This window comes from Sorangium sp. So ce1504 (assembly GCF_051521635.1).
GTDB lineage: Bacteria > Myxococcota_A > Polyangia > Polyangiales > Polyangiaceae > Sorangium > Sorangium cellulosum_B.
In genome coordinates this window covers 9,893,629-9,911,139 of sequence record NZ_CP150365.1, presented here as the reverse complement: position 1 = coordinate 9,911,139, position 17,511 = coordinate 9,893,629, and the positions used below count along the sequence as shown (strand labels likewise).

Annotated in this window: 15 protein-coding genes; 3 read left to right on the top strand and 12 right to left on the bottom strand. The window is 72.6% G+C overall.

Annotation, left to right across the window (positions count from 1 at the left end; all coding sequences use genetic code 11):
- Window positions 1-387: 387 nt before the first annotated feature.
- From WMF39_RS37340 to dnaB, 6 genes are all read right to left on the bottom strand, one after another.
- On the bottom strand, window positions 388-1,392 hold the full coding sequence (locus WMF39_RS37340; RefSeq protein ID WP_437741246.1) for a hypothetical protein: 1,005 nt from the start codon (window positions 1,390-1,392) through the stop codon (window positions 388-390).
- Between the two features lie 62 nt (window positions 1,393-1,454).
- A complete protein-coding gene (locus WMF39_RS37335) occupies window positions 1,455-2,501 on the bottom strand; it encodes a hypothetical protein (protein ID WP_437741245.1) in 1,047 nt (348 codons plus the stop codon).
- Window positions 2,502-2,530: 29 nt separating this feature from the next.
- A complete protein-coding gene (locus WMF39_RS37330) occupies window positions 2,531-3,544 on the bottom strand; it encodes a hypothetical protein (RefSeq protein ID WP_437741244.1) in 1,014 nt (337 codons plus the stop codon).
- A gap of 242 nt (window positions 3,545-3,786) precedes the next feature.
- Window positions 3,787-6,594, bottom strand: a complete 2,808-nt coding sequence (locus tag WMF39_RS37325; protein ID WP_437741243.1) for a hypothetical protein — start codon at window positions 6,592-6,594, stop codon at window positions 3,787-3,789.
- A 44-nt stretch (window positions 6,595-6,638) separates the two neighbouring features.
- Window positions 6,639-7,067: a hypothetical protein gene (locus WMF39_RS37320; RefSeq protein ID WP_437741242.1), complete on the bottom strand. Its 429-nt coding sequence runs from the start codon at window positions 7,065-7,067 to the stop codon at window positions 6,639-6,641.
- 15 nt (window positions 7,068-7,082) lie between these two features.
- The gene (gene dnaB / locus WMF39_RS37315; RefSeq protein ID WP_437741241.1) at window positions 7,083-8,585 is read right to left on the bottom strand and encodes a replicative DNA helicase; all 1,503 of its coding nucleotides are present in this window, start codon (window positions 8,583-8,585) and stop codon (window positions 7,083-7,085) included.
- Between the two features lie 496 nt (window positions 8,586-9,081).
- On the opposite strand from dnaB, the gene WMF39_RS37310 reads away from it, so the two are divergent.
- A complete protein-coding gene (locus WMF39_RS37310; protein ID WP_437741240.1) occupies window positions 9,082-10,008 on the top strand; it encodes a PfkB family carbohydrate kinase in 927 nt (308 codons plus the stop codon).
- Window positions 10,009-10,123: 115 nt separating this feature from the next.
- Here WMF39_RS37310 and rplI read toward each other — a convergent pair whose 3' ends face one another.
- The 6 genes from rplI to WMF39_RS37280 all read right to left on the bottom strand — a co-directional run bounded on the left by rplI (window position 10,124) and on the right by WMF39_RS37280 (window position 14,221).
- Window positions 10,124-10,576, bottom strand: a complete 453-nt coding sequence (gene rplI, locus WMF39_RS37305; RefSeq protein ID WP_437741239.1) for a 50S ribosomal protein L9 — start codon at window positions 10,574-10,576, stop codon at window positions 10,124-10,126.
- Window positions 10,577-10,586: 10 nt separating this feature from the next.
- On the bottom strand, window positions 10,587-10,907 hold the full coding sequence (rpsR, locus tag WMF39_RS37300) for a 30S ribosomal protein S18 (protein ID WP_012239546.1): 321 nt from the start codon (window positions 10,905-10,907) through the stop codon (window positions 10,587-10,589).
- Between the two features lie 3 nt (window positions 10,908-10,910).
- Entirely contained in the window at window positions 10,911-11,450 is a 540-nt protein-coding gene (rpsF, locus tag WMF39_RS37295) for a 30S ribosomal protein S6 (protein WP_437741238.1), read from the bottom strand.
- Window positions 11,451-11,558: 108 nt separating this feature from the next.
- Window positions 11,559-12,230, bottom strand: a complete 672-nt coding sequence (pth, locus tag WMF39_RS37290) for an aminoacyl-tRNA hydrolase (RefSeq protein WP_437741237.1) — start codon at window positions 12,228-12,230, stop codon at window positions 11,559-11,561.
- A gap of 124 nt (window positions 12,231-12,354) precedes the next feature.
- Window positions 12,355-13,044, bottom strand: a complete 690-nt coding sequence (locus tag WMF39_RS37285) for a 50S ribosomal protein L25/general stress protein Ctc (protein WP_437741236.1) — start codon at window positions 13,042-13,044, stop codon at window positions 12,355-12,357.
- Window positions 13,045-13,258: 214 nt separating this feature from the next.
- Complete coding sequence (locus WMF39_RS37280) at window positions 13,259-14,221, bottom strand: ribose-phosphate pyrophosphokinase (protein WP_437741235.1); 963 nt, start codon at window positions 14,219-14,221, stop codon at window positions 13,259-13,261.
- Window positions 14,222-14,388: 167 nt separating this feature from the next.
- On the opposite strand from WMF39_RS37280, the gene ribF reads away from it, so the two are divergent.
- Window positions 14,389-15,390: a riboflavin biosynthesis protein RibF gene (gene ribF, locus WMF39_RS37275; protein ID WP_437741234.1), complete on the top strand. Its 1,002-nt coding sequence runs from the start codon at window positions 14,389-14,391 to the stop codon at window positions 15,388-15,390.
- Window positions 15,391-15,439: 49 nt separating this feature from the next.
- Window positions 15,440-17,491: a tetratricopeptide repeat protein gene (locus tag WMF39_RS37270; RefSeq protein ID WP_437741233.1), complete on the top strand. Its 2,052-nt coding sequence runs from the start codon at window positions 15,440-15,442 to the stop codon at window positions 17,489-17,491.
- The last annotated feature ends 20 nt before the right edge of the window (window positions 17,492-17,511 follow it).

The window sequence follows — 17,511 nt, the reverse complement described above, 5'->3', positions numbered from 1 at the left end:
GGCGAGGTCGCGACCTGGGGCGGAGGCTGCCCGTGAGCCGATGGCGAGGTCGCGACCTGGGGCGGAGGCTGCTCGTGAGCCGGTGGCGAGGTCGCGATCTGGCGCGGCGGCTGTTCGTAAGCCGGTGGCAAGGTCGCGATCTGGCGCGGCGGCTGTTCGTGAGCCGACGGCGAGGTCGCGACCTGACCACTTGTATGAAAAGATCCATTTCTTGGGATCGGGACCTGTTTCCGGGGCCGAAAAGATCCTCGGCGAAGGGTCGTGACCTGTCCGCGGCCTCGCCAACGAGCGCCGGCGCTGGTCGTGACCTTGGGGACAGCATCTCGTTGACCGGTCGGGGGGACCGCGAGCTCGTGAGCTGAACCGCCCCTGCGGGCGTTGGCGAGATCAGCTGCCGGCAGGTTTGCAGCAGAACGTCTGGCCCCACGTGGGCTTGATCTTCTCTCCCTCCGCGATCCCCACCCGCCCATGATTGGTGCAGTCGCCGTGGCCTTCCGCGAGCACGTGGAGCTTGACGCCGCCGATGGCCACAGGCTCCGCCAGATCGGTGCAGACGCTCTCGGTCGTGAGCGTCTGGGTTACCACGAGATCACTGCACGCCTGGTCGCGGTAGAACGAGAACTCCATCGAGCAGGGGTCCCCGTCGAACCCGCAGTCGCAGGTGCCGCAGCCGGCGAGGGACTTGTACATGTCGAGCCTCTCCGGGAACTCCGAGGGACAGAGAGGCTCCATGACCCCCTCATCGGGGCCGGAAGGGGGGACTGCCCTGGAGACGCAGAGCCGAAAATTGTCGAGGATACGGTGGTCGAGCAGGCACATGGGATAGTTGGGTAGGTCTCCGCAGCTGTACTCCCGAGGCTGCATCGCCCTGCAGAGACGCGCCTTTCGCTTCCAGGTCTCCCTCGGTTGGTACAGGTCCTCTCTCGACGTGCACGCAGGAAGGACGTCGTACCAGGGGACGGTCACGCTGGTGGACGTCCCGTCCTCCCCCAGCGGCTCGCACGCATCCCACGGAGAGGACATATACGTCGTACCTTCGCTGTCGTCGGCCTCCTCGCAACTGCTGGCGCTGCTCCTGAAGCGTACAGATCGATTGGTGCAGTCGGTGCGCTCGCACCGGCAGGGCGGGCAGCTCGGGTCGTCCTGGAGCTCCAGCCACAGGTCCTCTAGGTGGACTAGCCCGTACTCCTCACAGGTGGGCTCCTCGCCCAGCTCGCCGACCCACACGATATCCTGGTAGACGCTCCCGACGGCGTCCCACGCCCCGTCCTCGAGGCAGTGGCCGGGACACGGCTCGCAGCGCTCGTCGCTGAAGCACCTGAGCTCCTTGCCCCCGCAGCTCGACCCGAGCAGCACGCCGGCGAGCCCAAGGAGCGCGCAGGCTGCCGTCATCGGCAACCAGCTCCGTCGCGCTCGTCCCCGATCCAGGGCGGCAGGCTGGATGCTGGCCTGGATCATTGCCCCATCTCCTCCTTGAGGCAGCAAAAGGTTCTGCGATACACCGGCTTTCGTTCCCGCACGGGCTCACCTCCCGATGCCTCACAGGCGCCGGGCGCGTTCGTGACCCACTCGGCGCGCATGCTGCCGAGCGAAACGCCCGAGCTCGGATCGGCGCAGCCGCCTTCGGCAGCGACCCGCACGGAGGCGACCTCCTGGCCGCACGCCGCGTCGGCATAGGTCGAGACGAGCGCCTCGCAGACGCTGGGCTCGGCCTGGGTGCACGCGCACGGCGAGCAGCGGCCGTTGTCGTAACCCAGGAACCAGGTGTGCGGGTCCGGGTACTCATCCGGGCACTTGAAGTCCGGGCTCTCCAGGGCCGACGTGGCCTGGACGCACGTCTTGAACGCGGGCGTTGGTCGCTTGTGGAACCTGGGGAAACACACGTTTCCCGATGCATCCCCGCACGCGCCTCGCTGGAACTCACCGTTGCACAGCTTTGCGTGGCGCTTCCAGGGTGACCCCAGGCCGCCGCTGCGGGGCACGATCGCGTCGACTGGCGCGCAGGGGACCGCGGTGGCCGGTGGAACGGCGACGGATCCGACCTGCTCCGGCGGGATCGGCGCCCGATCCGTGCACGTGCCGTCCCAGCCGGCCGGGGCCTCGAACGGTGTCCGCGTCTCCGGGGGGCCGTCCTGGCACATGTAAAGCGAGCTGGCCGTCACCCCCACCGGCAGCTCGCACGCCGGCTGTGAGCAGGCACAGGGCGGGCAGCCCGGCGCCGGATCGAGGTCAGCGTAGAGCAGCAGGGCCTCCCCGTCGCTGGCGTCCGGCGGACACGGCGGTGGCTTCTCGTCGATGCTGCCCTCCCAGAGGAGCACGGGCTTCGAGCGGACGTTGCTCGCATCGACGGGCATCGGCACGCACTCCCCTGCGCAGAACTCTCCCGCCGGGCCTGCGCAGGTCACCGTCTCGTCGCACGCCTCGCCGGTGCCGCCGCACGCGCTCGCCAGCGCGAGCGCCGACACGGCCCATCCCAGCCTCATGAGCACACGGCGATGCATCCCCTCCTCTCCTTCCCGGCGCGACGCGCCTACCAGACGCCCGCGATCGCCACGCCACCTCCGCCGGCCGCGACGAGCGGGCGCACGGCGACGCGGGCCGGCGAAGGCGGCGACGGGGCCCACCAGAGCGACGAGATCGCCACCGCGCCGAAGATCCCGCCCGCGATGAAGCTCGCCCAGGCCGCACCCCGCAGCGTGTCGCGGGCCGAGAGCGTCTCCTCGAGCGCTTTGCACGGGAGCGTGACCTCGGTGGCCTGTTTGTAGAGGCAGCCGCCGCGCCCGTAGTCCCGCCGGATGGCGTCCGCCTGCGCGTCGGCCTCGTCGTCGCGCACCCCGGCGGCGATGGCGAACCCCGCCCCGAACGCCGCGCCGGCGAGCGCCAGCGACGCGCCGGCGATGCGGATGTTGCGACCCGAATGGTCGGGAGCTGGCGGCGTCGTGCGGATGATCACCTCGGGCGGCGGCGCTTTCAGGATGGAATCGAGCACTAGCGGGAGGATCGTCCCGTCGCCGGCATAGTTTTCGAAGCGGACCGTCTGGGTGACATGCCCCTCGAGAGAGCCGCGGACCTCGTGGGCACCAGGTGTGACGTAGAACTGATAATTCGCCTGCCCACGGCCGATGAACCTGCCGTCCACGAAGATCTCCGCCTCGTCGTGGCTGACCATGATCTCGACGTGGATGGCGTCCTTCTCCGCCCGGCGCAGTCCTTCGTTGAAGCGCCGCTGCTCCGCAGGTGTGAGCGCTCTGGAGTCGCGCAGCGCGCGCAGCAGATGGTTCGCCGCGTCCACAGGTCTGCGCAGCGCCAGCTCGCAGAGCCCGAGCTCCCCTTCGATGGCAGGGCGCGGCGCCGCGGCGAAGGCAGCGCGATACGCCGCCTCCGCCTCCTGCCATCGGCCGGCGCTGCGCGCGGCGTGTGCGCGCCGAAGCGCGTCCGCTGCCGGATCAGCCGGCGCGGGCGCTGCAGCACGCGGTGCGGCGAGGGGCTGCGCGGACGTCGCAGACGCCGTGACGAGGTGAAGCGATACCAAGGGAAAGATCATGAGCTTCCTGGCATCCATGCCGCGCGAGCCTAAGTGCGCAGATGTCAGCGAAGCAAGACTCCGCCGTATGGAGGAGGAAGGTTTTGCTTTCGCGTGCCAAGGGCGATTTGGAAGCGAAGATGGACAGCTACACGTAATGCCGCACAGCCGGGCCAGGCGCCGGCCAGCTTGCGGCAACGCGTGCTGCCCTCTTCAGGCGGGGCTGCGCTGCCGTGCCCGGCGCGCCACGGAGCTCGCCGCGCTCACGGCGCTGCGGCGCGGCCGAGGGAGCGGCCGTCGCCGTCGGCGTCGATCCAGAGCGGCGCCGTCATCGCGAACGGGAGGATCTCGCCCGGGTCTCCCGCGAGCACCGGCTCGAGCGGCCGCCGCCCCCGGACGATCGCGACGACGAAGGTGTCCTCGGCGACGGAGATCGCTCCGTGCGCGCGCTGCCCGGTCCCGCGGTCGCCGCGCGCTGCGCCGGCGTCGGGCCGCGGCGGTCGTCGCCCGCCGCCGCCTCCGAGGACGACGGGGATCGCGATCTCGTCGAGGAGCGCGCCCGCGGGCGTCGTGCGCGTGCCTTCCAGCGGGATCGGCGCGCCGCTCGCGACGCCGCCGACGAGCACGTGGAGCTCGCGCGCGTCGACCCACGGGGCGCGCTCGACGCGGATCGAGAGCGACAGCGGCCCGCCTCGGGACCCGCGCCGCGCCGAGGCGACGCCGCCCTGGCGGGTGTCGCCGAGGCGCATCGTCACGAACGGGCCGTTCGTGATCACGACGTCGCGACGGCGCCGCAGGCCCGCGACGAGATCGGCCACGTCGAGCCGGCCCGGATCATCGGCGGCCACGGCGACGTAGGTGCGCGGATAACCCGCCTCCGCGCCGCGCAGCCCGTGGCTGTCGCTGGTCGCCGTCGGCGTGACCGGGTGGGACGCGCGGAGCAACGCCCAGAGCTCCTCGAGCGCGCGGTCCCGCGCGGCCGCGTCGCGCCCGGTCCAGACCTCGACGGCATCGGCGCCGGCGCCGGCGCCGTCCCCGACGATCTGCGCGAGCGGGCTCGGGCCCTGATCCGGCGCGACCTGCGGCGCCCAGGATCCGTGCAGCGGTGAGCCGCCGCCGTGCTGTCGGCTCACCTGGACGACGCGCTCGCCGGGCAGCGCGCGCACCTCGCGGAGGATCTCGCTCGCCGTCTCGTCGACCCACCGCAGCGCGCCCTCGCGGGGCGCGTCCGCCTCCCTGCCGAGCGGAAACACGCTGAGGCTCCCGAGCCCGGCGCCGCTCCGGCCGCTCGTGAGCTCCACGCCCGGGAGCGCGCGCAGCCGCGTCTCGAGCCGCAGGGCGGCGACGTCCCGCTGGAGATCCGAGGCGAGGTTGTGCTCGCTCGCCACCGCGCACTCCACGCCTTCCGCCGCGTTCCAGACGAGCCGCGCGGCCGAGGAGACGCCCGCGTCGGCGCTCCGCGCCGTGTGCTGCCGGAGGTCGCAGGCGATGTAGCCCGACGTGTCGACCACCCGCTCCAGCGTGAGATCGAGCCGCGACGTTCCGCCGTCCGCGATGTCGACCGTCGCCTCGGTGAGCGCGTACTCGGGCCCGCGCGAGGCGACGACCCGGACTCGCCCAGGGGGAAGGGCGACATCGAGCTCGCCCATGAGCGCGAGCCGGGGCGGCGAGAGGGCCTTGCCGGTCGCGGCGTCGAAGAGGCTGACCTTCGCCGGCGCGAGCGGACCGAGGGGATCGGGGTCCACGGCGGGCGCGGAGGCGCCGCCCTCGCGCACCCCGAGGTAGAGCCGCCCGGCGCCGGAGAGCGTGAGCCGCGCGGGGGCGATCTCGCCGGCGCGGATCCGGATCCGCGCGCTCCCCAGCGCGCGGCGGCCGCTCCCTTCGAAGCCGACGAGGTAGAGGCCGGGCGGCGCCTCGGCGGCGAGCGGCGCGCTGTCGCCGGTTCGCAGCCACAGATCGAGCGCGGCGGCGGGCGGCGGCGCGGCGCCGTCCTCGGCGATCGGCGTCAGCGTCGCCTTGCCGGCGAGGAGCGGGAGCGGCCCGCCGCGGCCGTCCACGAGCTCGAGCGCGACGCCGCCGGGCGCGCCGCCGCCGAGAAAGAAGAGCTCCGTCTCGACGGCGAGCGAGTCGCCGCGCGGCGCGATCGCGAGGATCCGCTGGTACGCGGCGCGCCCGCCGGGCGGGAGCGCGGCCTGCCGAGCGAACGTCACGTCGCTGAAGCCTTCGCCGCTCCGCGCGCGGACCGCCGCGCCGTCCACCGGGGCGAGCGCGTACGCGACGCCGGCCCCGACGCCGGCCAGGTACGGCGCCTCGCGCTCGCCGCGGAGCCCCGGCGCCATGCCGGGCGCGACGTGCTCCGCCGCGCCCCAGTGGACCACGTCGCCGAGGTCGAGCGCCTCGAGCGGGCGGTCGCCGTCGTTCCGGAGCGACGTCGTGATCATGACCGCCCGGTCGCGCGGCCCAAGCGTGTAGCGGGTGGTGACGGAGAGCGCGCCGCCGGCGGGATCGCGCCCGCGCACCTCGCCGCGCGCCTCGATCCAGGCGGCGCCGTCCTCGCCGCCGCCCGTCGTGATGTCGCGGTAGATCACCTGCCGCGGCGGCGCGCCGAGCCGCGTGACGATCTGCCCGAGCTCGTCGCGGCGCGCCCGCGCGTCCGCCGCGTCGACGAGGTTGCCGCCGCTCTCGGCGAGGCCAGCCCCGGGGCCGGGCTGATCGACGACCACGGCGATCTCGTCGTTCTCGAGCACGTAGTCGCCGGGCCGCCCCGCCGCGAGCGGACCGGAGAGCGCGTCCGCGGGCCCCGTGATCCGCCGGACGCGCGCTGGCTGCGCGGCGCCGCCGTCCCTCGGGCAGAGATCGCCCTGCTCCGCGCCGCCGCGGCCCCACCGGCAGAGCATGCCGAGGCGCTCGACAGCGCCGGAGGACACGACGACGCTGCCGCCCTGCACGGGCGGCGCGCAGGTCGCGGACGCGAGCGCGAGCGCGAAGAGGCGCGCCGAGCGGAGGGCGCGGCGCGCCGCGCGCCTCGCGGGGCTTCCGGGGGTGCGGGGGCACTCGGGCGAGCGGGTCATCGATCCTCTTCCGACTCCGATGCGCGGCCGCGGCGCGCCTTGGGTCAGGAGCGCTCGGTGGCGAGGACGAGGAGGGCGGCGAGCCGCAGGCCGACGCCGAGCGCCCGGCGAGCGGTGAACACCTCGCCGAAGAGCAGCGGCGCGAAGAGCGCGGCGATCGCGATGCCGCCGGCGAACACGATCGGCCCCGTCGCGGTCACCGGACCGCCGATGCGGAGCGCCATGAAGGTGAGCGTCGCGACGCCGCTGATGCACAGGCCGGCGGCGCAGGCCCAGAGCACCCCCTGGGCCGACGGAGGCGTCTCCGCGCCCGGGCGGATGAGGAAGAAGACGAGGATCCCGACGGCCGCGGTGCCCTCGAGGCACAGCGCGCCAAGGGCGTCTCCGATCCGGCCTGCCGCCGCGCGCAGCATCAGGTAGTGCCCGGCCATGCAGAGCGCGGCGAGGAGGGCAGGGACATACCAGGCGGACATGTCGTGCGTCGCAGCCTACTCGTCGTCCGCCATCTCCGGGTAGTCGCCGGGCGCGAGGTTGTCGAACCGGGTGCACGACGAGGTGAACCGCGTGAGCACCTTGCCCGTCGGCCCGTTGCGCTGCTTGGCGACGATGAGCTCGGCGATGCCTTTGTGGTTGGTCGTCTCCGGGTTGTAGTACTCGTCGCGGTAAATGAAGATGATGTTGTCGGCGTCCTGCTCGATCGCGCCCGACTCGCGGAGGTCCGACAGCTGAGGGCGCTTGTCCTTGGTGGTCCGGGTCTCGACGGCGCGGTTCAGCTGCGAGAGCGCGATGACCGCCACCTTGAGCTCCTTCGCGAGCTGCTTGAGCCCACGGGAGATCTCGCTGATCTCCTGCTCGCGGCTGCTCACGCCGTCCCGCCCCTTCATGAGCTGCAGGTAGTCGATGACGATGAGCCCGATGCGCCGCCCCGAGTTGCCGTCGCTGGGCGGCCGGTCGTACTCGGCCTGGATGCGCCGCACCTTGGCGCGCAGCTCGAGGAGGGAGATGGCCGGCGTGTCGTCGATCCAGATGGGCAGGGTGGACAGGAACGAGGCGGCCTCCGTCAGGCGGCGCCAGTCGTCGGGCTGCAGGAAGCCCTGGCGGAGCTTGCCGACGTCGACGCGGCCCTCGCTGCAGACCATACGTGTCGCGAGCTGCTCGCGGGGCATCTCGAGCGAGAAGACGGCGGCGCCGAAGCCGGGATCGTGCCGCTCGACGCCGTGCCCCGAATGGTCGGGCCCCGGGGAGCTCACGGTGCGCGGCGACGCCACGTTCACGGCGAGGTTGAGGACGAAGGACGTCTTGCCCATGCCGGGGCGGGCGGCGATGATCGAGAGGTCGCCGTCGTGCAGGCCGGCCGTCTTGGCGTCGAGCTTCTCGTACCCGGTCGAGATGCCGGTGATCCGGTCGCCGCGCTCGGCGGCGGCGGTGATCTGCTCGAACGCGGCCTTGAGCACCTGGGCGATCGGCTGGGTCGCCGTCCCCTGGGGCGTGCGCGCGAGCTGGTAGACCGCCTGCTCGGCGCCGTCGATGTACTCCTGCACCACGCCGACGTCGCCGTACCCCTCGGCCGCGACGCGCTGGCACGTGGCGATGAGCTGCCGCACGCGCCATTTCTCGTAGACGACCCGCGCGTGCGCCGCGACGTGCGCGACCGCGGGGGTCGCGTCCGCGAGCTGGGCGAGGTACGCCGCGCCGCCCACCTGGGCAAGGCGCTCCCGGTCGCGCAGCCACGACGCGACCGAGACGATGTCGATGGGCGTGCCGGCGGCCGCGAGCTCCTGCGCGGCCTCATAGACGCGGCTGTTCGCCTCGCTGTAGAAGTGGTCCGCTTTCAGGATCTCGAGCACCCGATCGAGCGCGTCGCGGTGCAGCAGGATGGCGGAGAGCACCGCCGCTTCGGCGTCGAGGTCGTGCGGCGGCACGCGTCCGGCGACGATGGGAGGCTCGATCCTCTGAGGCCGCTGGCCCCGGCGCTCCATCATTCTCATCATCCGTGCTTCTCCTCCCCACCGATTCCCCCCATCCCGCCCCGAGCTTTTCCACAGGTGCCGAAATGGGCGACGCCCCGGAGGGGAAACGTTCCTCCGGGGCGTCGGGTGCAGGGTCGATTTCCGTCTACCAGAACATGGGCAGCCCTGAGAAGGGTTTCTGTTTGCATTGCAGTGAGCGTTCGTGCGGTCGGCATCCCAATGCGGGTTCCATGTCGAGGGGGCGCTTTTCCATCGTCGGAGGCATGCTCGGAGGCAGGCTCGAAGGCTTGCTCGGACGCTTCCGTGGAGGCCTCCTCGGCGGTCGCTGCCGAGGCTCCTCGCGGCGAGGCGCCGCCGCCGGCGGCGAGGTATGGAAATTGAGCAACCCCGGTCTCATCGCCATTTCTTTTCGCGCTTGACTCAGCTGCGATGACGCTTCGCGCCTCGGCGTGAGCCATCGCGGGGAGCCGCCATTGTGGATCACAAAACACGCCATACAAGGATTGAGCCCGCCGAGGTGGTCTGCGTCGGTGAAGCGCTGTGGGATCTCTATGCGCCCGAAGGCATTCCGCTCGAGCAAGCGAAATTGCTGCGCCGTGTGCCGGGGGGCGGGGCGGTGAACACCGCGACGGCGCTCGTCCGGCTCGGGATACGCTCGGGGCTGTGCGCCGCGCTGGGCGATGACGCGATGGGGCGCGGGCTGAGGGACGAGGTCGCGGCGGCCGGCATCGACGTGGGACGGCTCTCGCTGAGCGCGGCGCGCACAGGCCTCATGCTCGTGGCGATCGAGCGCGGCGAGGCGCGCTTCGCCGGGTACAGGCAGGGCGAGAGCGAGGCGCAGGCGCTCGCTGCAGCGCTGCCGGAACGATGGCAGACCCGGGTCGTGCACTTCACCGGGATCGCGCCGGTGCGCGGGGCGAGCGGCGCGCTCGCGCGGGCGGCCGCGAGCGCTCGCCGCGAAGGGTGCGCCGTCGCGGTCGACGTCAACGCGCGCCCGCGGATGTGGCCGCGCGCCGAGCGCGCCGCGTCCGTTCCCGGCGCGGAGGCCGGCGCCGCTTCGGTTTCCGACGCCGGCGCAGGCGTGCGCGGCTGCTTCCGCCTGTTCGGGCAGGCGGACCTCGTGAAGTGCAGCGCCGGCGATCTCGACGTGCTGGGGACGACGGCGCGCGCGCTCCGCGAGCGCCTCCGCCCCGAGGCGACGCTGGTCGTCACCGATGGCGCGCGGGAGACGCTCCTGCTCGGCCCCGGGGGCGAGCGCGCCGTCGCGCCGCGCCCGGTGCGTCCGCACGATCCAACGGGCGCGGGCGACGCCTTCTGCGCCGGGATGCTGGCGAGCCTCGTCTGGGAGGAGCGAGCGCGGTGGGGGGACGCGGCGCTCATGCTGCGCGCGGTGGCGCGGGGGCACGACGTCGCGCGGGCGTGGGTGAGGCGGAAGCGCGGCTGAAGGGGACGCGGGGGCGCGGCCGAAGGGGGCGCGGCCGAAGGAGGCGCGCGGGTGCGGCTGGAGAGGGGAGGGGAAGCGCGGGAGCGCGGGTCGAGCCGCGCTCCCTGGCGCTGCGCTACTTGGCGGCGACCGTGACCTCGACCGACGCCGTGATGGACGGGGCGAGGCGGATCACGACGGGGTGGGCCCCGAGCGTCTTGATCGTGTCGGTCTCGATGCGGCGCCGGTCGACGCTGAAGCCCTGCGCGGCGAGCGCCTCTTCGATGTCGCGCGCCGTGACCGAGCCGTACAGCTTGTCGCCCTCTCCGACCGGGCGGCTGATCGTGATCTTGACCTGGTTGAGCTTGGACGCGAGCTGCTCCGCCTCGGAGCGCGTCTTGGCGGCGCGCGACTCGGCGACCCGCTTCTCGTGCTCGATGCGGGACACGTTCTCGGCGGTGGCGCCCACCGCGAGGCCGCGCGGGATGAGGTAGTTGCGCGCGAAGCCGGGGCGAACCTTCACGAGCTCGCCGCTCTTGCCGACGTTGTGGAGGTCCTCCGTGAGGACCACATGGATGTGGGTTGCCATGATCGACCTCCTACGCCGTGACGGTGAACGGCAAGAGCGCGATGTTGCGCGCGCGCTTGATCGAGAGGGTCACCTTGCGCTGGTGGCGCGCGCAATTGCCGCTGATGCGGCGCGGGACGACCTTGCCGCGCTCCGAGATGAAGTACTTGAGCGCCTGCGGGTCCTTGTAGTCGATGACCAGCGCCTTGTCTGCGCAGTAGCGGCAGACGCGCTTCCGGCCCGTGCGGCGGCGCCCGGGGGCGTCCGCGTTCAGGTCGGGCGTGCGCCCGAAGTCGCGATCGTCGTAGTCAGCGCCGCCGTTGCGGCCCATGTCGTTGTTGCGGCCGTTCATAGCTCAGCTCTCCTCCTCGTCGGCGGCGCCTTCCGCCTCAGCCTCTTCGGCATCGTCGAGATCGCCCGCCGGGGCCTGCTCGGAGCTCCGGTCGATGCGGCGCTCCGGCTCGAGCAGGCCGAGCTGGCGCTCGCGCGAATCGTCGCGGTCGTCCTCCAGCGGCGCGAGCTCGAGGCGCTCGAACTTCACGTCCTCGTCGGCGATCGTGACGCCCTGGACCTCGACGTCGTTGCGCACGAGCACCGTCTGGTACTTCAGCACGCCGTCGGAAAGGCGCAGGTTGCGCTCGATCTCGGCGACGACCTTCCCGCCCCCGAGGTACTTCAGGTACACGTAAACGCCGCGGCGGTGCTTGGCGATGTCGTACGCGAGGCGGCGGCGCCCCCACGTCTCGACCTTGGTCAGCCGGCCCGACTCGCGGCCGACGACCTCGGCGAGGCGCGACCCGATCCGCTCGGCGCCGTCGGCGTCGATGTCGGGTCGCAGGATGTAGATCGTTTCGTACTCTCTGGCGCGCCCGGGCGCCGTTACCTGTCGGCTCATTCAGTCTTCCCTCTCGGCCAATGGCCCCGGGGCGGTGCCCCGGAGCGAGGAAAGGAACAGCCTGTCGAGCGACGCACCGGCGAGCTCGGCAGGCTGTCCCGTGGAGGATCAGGGCTTCTGCGTCGGGGGGAGGGGACCCTTCCCGTCCTTCGCGGCAGGGGCTGGATCCGTCGACCCATCCCCCTCGCCCTTCTGCCTCTTGCCCGGCTTGGGCCGGGTGTTTCGGACGTTCATCGCGGCCTCGAAGCCGCGGGCGGCGACTTCTAGCACACTTTGGACAGCTTGCTTCAAGCAGTCGGGCAGGCTCGCGCGCTCGACGGCGTCGAACCCCGACAGGACGTAATCCGCGACCTCGCCCCGGAAACCCGCCGGCGGACGTCCTACCCCGAGGCGGACGCGCCCGAAGTCGCCCGTCCCGACGTGCGAGATGATCGAGCGCAGCCCGTTGTGCCCCGCGTGCCCGCCGCCGACCTTGAGGCGAACCGTGCCGAACGGCAGGTCGAGCTCGTCGTGGAGCACGATCAGCTCGGAGGGCGCGACCTTGAAGAAGGCCATCGCCGGCTGCACGCTGCGCCCCGACTCGTTCATGTAGGTCATCGGCTTGAGCAGGATCGCCTGCTGTCCGGCGATCTCTGCCCGCGCGTGGACGCCCGAGAACTTCTCGCGGAACGGATCCGCCCGGACCTCGTCGGCCAGCGCGTCGATGGCCATGAAGCCGACGTTGTGCCGGTGAGCAGCGTATTCCTTGCCGGGGTTCCCCAGGCCGACCACGAGCAGCATGACGAGCTGGTTCTGCTGAGTCCCTGGAATGGGGCAGGTGAGGCAGGTGAGGCAGGCGAGGAGCGGGGTAGGGCGGGCCGCGCGCGCCTCGCGGTGCGGAGGCGCGAGGCGGCCCGCTCCCGGATTACTTCTTGTCCTTCTTGTCGGCCGCGGGGGCCGCGCCCTTCGCGGGGGCGGCCGCGCCAGCGGCCGGCGCAGCGGCCGCGCCAGCGGCCGGCGCGCCAGCGGCGGGCTTCGCCTCTTCCTCGGCGCCTGCCTTCTCGGGCGCGTTGACGACGGCGATCGTCTGGTCGTCCGCGAGGAGCGTCTTCACGCCCTCCGGCAGCTTCAGCCCGCTGGCCTTGTACGAGTCGCCCAGGTCGAGCTCGGTCACGTCGATCTCGACGAACGACGGGATCTTCTCCGGCAGGCAGCGCACGGGGATCGTGCGGAAGATCTGCTGGAGCACGCCGCCGGTGACCACGCCCTTCGGCTTGCCCACGCAGCGGAAGGGGATCTGCACGTCGACGGGCTGGTCGAGCTTCACCTGGATGAAGTCGGCGTGGAGGAGCTCCCGCGAGATGGGGTGGTAGTCGTAGTCGCGCACCATGACGGTGAGCGTCTGGCCGTTCTCGATGGCCAGCTCGACCACGGAGTTCTTGCCGTGATCGGAGCCGAGCACCTGAAGGAGCGCCTTCGGCGAGATGGCGACCGACTGCGGCGCGAGCTCGCGCCCGTAGGCGATGGCGGGAATCTGTCCGGCGCGGCGCAGGCGGCTCGACGCGCTCTTGCCGCTATCCTCGCGCCTCGTGGCGTTGAGCTTGATGATGTCCATGACGACGGCTCCAGAAGTGATCCGGGGGTCCGCGATGCGCGGTTCCACCCCGGCGTAGGGTGCGGCGCTATAGCAGAACGGAGAAGAGGAAGTCGAACCTTCGTCGCCGGAGGGCGCGTTTTGTGTCTTTTGTGAGTTCTTTGGTGTGTTCTGGCGAGGGGGCTCGGGCGACCTGCGTCGCCGGTGCGCCCCGCCGCCGAACGCGCGCGGCCGGTCAGACGAAGAGCGAGCTCACCGAGTCCGAGTGATGGATGCGGCGGATCGCCTCGGCGAGCAGCCGCGCCACCGAGACGACCTTGAATTTACCGGAGGCCCTCGCCTCGTCCGAGAGCGGGATCGAGTTCGTCACCACGACCTCGGTGAGAGGCGAATCCTTGATGCGCTCGACCGCCGGCCCGGACAGGACCGGGTGGGTGGCGCAGGCGGCGACGCTCTTGGCGCCCTGCTTCATCAGGGCGTTGGCCGCGTTCACCAGGGTGCCGGCGGTGTCGATGAGGTCGTCGAGGATGAGGCAGTGCTTGCCGGCCACCTCGCCGATGATGTTCATGACCTCGCTCTCGTTCGCCCGCTCGCGGCGCTTGTCGATGATCGCGAGCGTGCCCTGGAGGCGCTTCGAGTAGGCGCGGGCCCGCTCCACGCCGCCCGCGTCCGGGGAGACGATGACCACGTCCTTGCCGTAATGCTCGCGGAGGTGGTGCTCCAGCAGCGCCGGCATCGCGAACAGGTGGTCGAACGGGATGTTGAAGAACCCCTGGATCTGCCCGGCGTGCAGGTCGAGCGCGACGATCCGGTTCACCCCGGCGGCGACGATGAGGTCGGCGACGAGCTTCGAGGTGATCGGCGTCCGCGGCGCGACCTTCCGGTCCTGCCTGGCATAGCCGTAGTAGGGGATGACCGCCGTGATGGAGCCGGCCGAGGCGCGGCGGAGCGCGTCGACCATGATCAGGAGCTCCATCACGCTGTCGTTGACCGGCGAGCAGGTGGGCTGGACGACGTAGGTGTCGACGCCTCGGACGTTCTCCTGGATGACGCAGAACGTCTCGCCGTCCGAGAAGCGCGACACGCGCGACTTCCCCATCGGTTGCTCCAGGACCTGACATATTTCCTGGGTAAGCGGGAAATTGGCGTTGCCGGAGAAGATACTGACTCTCTTGAACACGGCGCGCCTCCAGCCCATTTCGGGGAGCGCGGCTCTATCAGTCGGCCATGGGCACGTCAAGCGACTCTGTACTGCGATCGCTTGGCTGTACGTGCGTATCGTGACGGGCGGCGCTGCTCTCACCTGCGTTCTCGCCTGCGTCCACCCGCATTTCGTTCGGCGCTGCTTCGGGTTAGGTAGCGGCCGTGGAGTCTTTCGCCGCCGCCGCTTCCGGGCAGGGCGGGCGCGCCGCGGCCGGGCCGCGGGGCAGCCTGGTGATCATCGGCAATTTCGACGGCGTTCATCTGGGGCACCAGGCGCTGCTCGCCGACGCGGCGCTGGACGCGGAGCGGCGGGGGCTCGAGCCGGTCGCGCTCACGTTCGCCCCGCACCCCGCGAGCGTCCTCGGCCGGACCCCGCCGGCGACGCTGACGGCGCTGCCGCGCAAGATCGAGCTCATCCAGCGCGTGCAGCCGGCGATCCGGGTCGACGCGGTGACGTTCGACCGGGCGTTCGCGGCGCAGACGCCGGAGGAGTTCGTGCGGCGCGTGCTGCTCGATCGGCTCGCGGCGCGCGTCGTCCTGGTCGGCGCGAACTTCCGGTTCGGCCGCGGGCGCGCCGGCGACTTCACGACGCTCGGGCGCCTCGGCGAGGATCTCGGCTTCGAGACGCGATCGCACCCGCTCGTCGGCGACGCCGAGGGGGCGTGGTCGAGCACCCGCGTCCGAGCGGCCCTCGCGCGCGGGGATCTCGAGTCGGCCGAGCGGATGCTGTCGCGCCCGCACATGCTGTCCGGCGTCGTCGCGCAGGGGGCGAGGCGGGGCAGGACGATCGGCTTCCCCACCTGCAACATCGACGAGATCGAGGAGGCGCTCCCGCCGTTCGGCGTGTACGCGACGCTCGTCGATCGGGTGACCTCGTCGGGCCGCGCGATCGCGCTCGCGCGCGGCGTGGCCAACCTGGGCGTCCGCCCGACGGTCGAGGCGTCGAGGCAGGCGCGCCCGAACCTCGAGGTGCACCTCTTCGACGTCGACGAGGATCTCTACGGCGCTGCGCTGCGCGTGCACCTGATCGCCCGGCTGCGCGAGGAGCGGCGGTTCTCCGGGCTGCCGGAGCTCAAGGCGCAGATCGCGCGAGACGCCGAGGCGGCGCGCGCGCGGCTCGCGTCGATCAGCGCGGATCCGGCGGCGGAGGGAGCGTTTCGCTGAGCGCTCCGGCGAGGGTGAGCGAGCGTCGGATGTGGTAGCGTCGGCGGCGATGGAGCGCCGGGAGCTCGACGGGCTGACGCGGGAGGAGCTGATAGCGCGCGCCGAGGGGCTCGGGGTGCCCCGGCCGCGCCTGCTCACGAAGGTCGAGCTCATCGACGAGATCGTGGCGCGCACCGCGCAGAGCGAGCCGGAGCGGGCCCGCCTCCGCGGCTTCCTCGGGCGGGCGCGCGATCTGCTCTCGCGCGTGGTCGAGCGGGGCCTGCACATGCCGGAGACCGCGCGCGCGCTGCGCGGCGAGGCGCCGCCGGAGCAGCGGCCGCCGCCAACGCCGCCGCCGCCGCGGTCCACCACGACGCTCGCCGAGATCTATGCGTCCCAGGGGCACACGGACCGCGCCATCGCGATGCTCGACGAGATCCTCGCGCGAGCGCCGGAGGACGAGGACGCGCGGCGGCTCCGGGAGAGGCTGATCGAGAGCGCGGCACGCGGGCAGGGGGCAGGCGTGGAAGCGCGGGACGCGGACGCGGAGGATGCGGACGCGGAGGATGCGGACGCGGAGGACGCGGACGCGGAGGATGCGGACGCGGAGGATGCGGAGAGCGCCGCCGCGGAGGCTTCCCCTGCTCCGTTCGCGCGAGACGATGGCGCGACCGAGCCACGCGGGGCCGCCATCGCGAGCGAGCACCGGGGGGAGCCCGGGCCCGTTGCCGGAGCGCCTGGCGGCCTTCCGGTGCAGCCCCCGCGAGATCCTTCGCCTGCAGGTGCCGGAGCGACGGCGTCGCCCGTCGCCGCAGGGGGGGTGCTGGGTCTTGCGGCGGCCTTGCGCGACGAGCGGGCGGAGCTCCCGGCGCGGTATGACGTCGACGAGATCGTCGGCATCGCGGTCGATCACGAGACGATCTACCTCTACTGGGAAGTGCGTCCCAGGACGCTCGCGCGAGCGCGGGCGCGTCGCCCGGAAGGGCAGCTCGCGATCCGCGTCGTCGCGGTGCTCCCGAGCTGGGAGCGGCCCGTGGTCGAGCAGCGGGATCTCGCCATCGACGCGCTCTTCGGGGACATGTTCGTGCGCGACATCCCGTCCGGCGCGAACCTCCGTATGTGCACGGGCTGGCTCGCCGGCGAGGTGTTCGAGCCTTTCGCGGTCGGCCTCGAGGTCGCTGTGCCACGCGCGTTGCCGGCTTCGCCGAGATCGTCCTCGGAGGAGCCACCGGCCTCTGCGCCAGCGCTGACGGGCGAGACCTCGGAGGAGCCTCCGGCCTCTGCGTCAGCGCTGGCGGGCGAGACCTCGGAGGAGCCTCCGGTCTCTGCGCCGGAACCGACGAGCGAGATCCCGCCGGGCAGCCCCACTGCGGCGATGAACGTCGCCGAGCGGCACCTCGAGGGCGGCGTCGGCGATGCGGCATCGGCGCTGATCGCCGCGGGGACGGCGTCACCGTCGATTCCCGGTGCCAGGGGAGAGCACGGCGAGCCTGTCGTCGTGGTCGGCGCGAGCGGAGGCTCGGTGACCACGGCTCTTCCGGCGTCGAGCGCGCCGGTCGCCAGCGGTGACGCAGATGTCAAGGCGGCTGCGGCGGCGGTCGTCACGAGCAGCGACGTGGCGCCTGCTGCGCCGGCCGCGATCGGCGACGTGGCCGCCGAGGCTGTCCGAGCGGCCGCGCCTCACGGCCTCGAGGCGGTCGCGGCTGGGCGCAGCGCGACGCTCGTCGCGGAGCCGACGCTCGCGTTGCCCGACCAGGCGCCGTGGCGCTTCTCCTCGGGAACGGCGCCGACGCCGGAGGCGATCGCGCAGGCGGTCGCGGCGACCCGCGGCGCGGCGAGCGAGGGACCAGCCCGCTTCCCGTCAGGAACGGCGCCGACGCCGGAGGCGATCGCTCAGGCGGTCGCGGCGACCCGCGGCGGTTCGAGCGAGCTGCTCCGAGGAGGCGGCGGGAGCGCGGGACCTCACGCCAGCGAGGCGCTCCGGCGCACGAGCGCGGAGCGGGGCATCTCCCCGGGCGGCGGGCCGCGCCTTGGCGCCGATCGGGTCCGATCCCTTGGCGGTGGAGCGGAGCTCTGGCGGAGCTTCGCCACCCGGGCGCGCCCGCCTTCCCGGAGCCGCTGAGCGACCTGGTCGACCCGTCG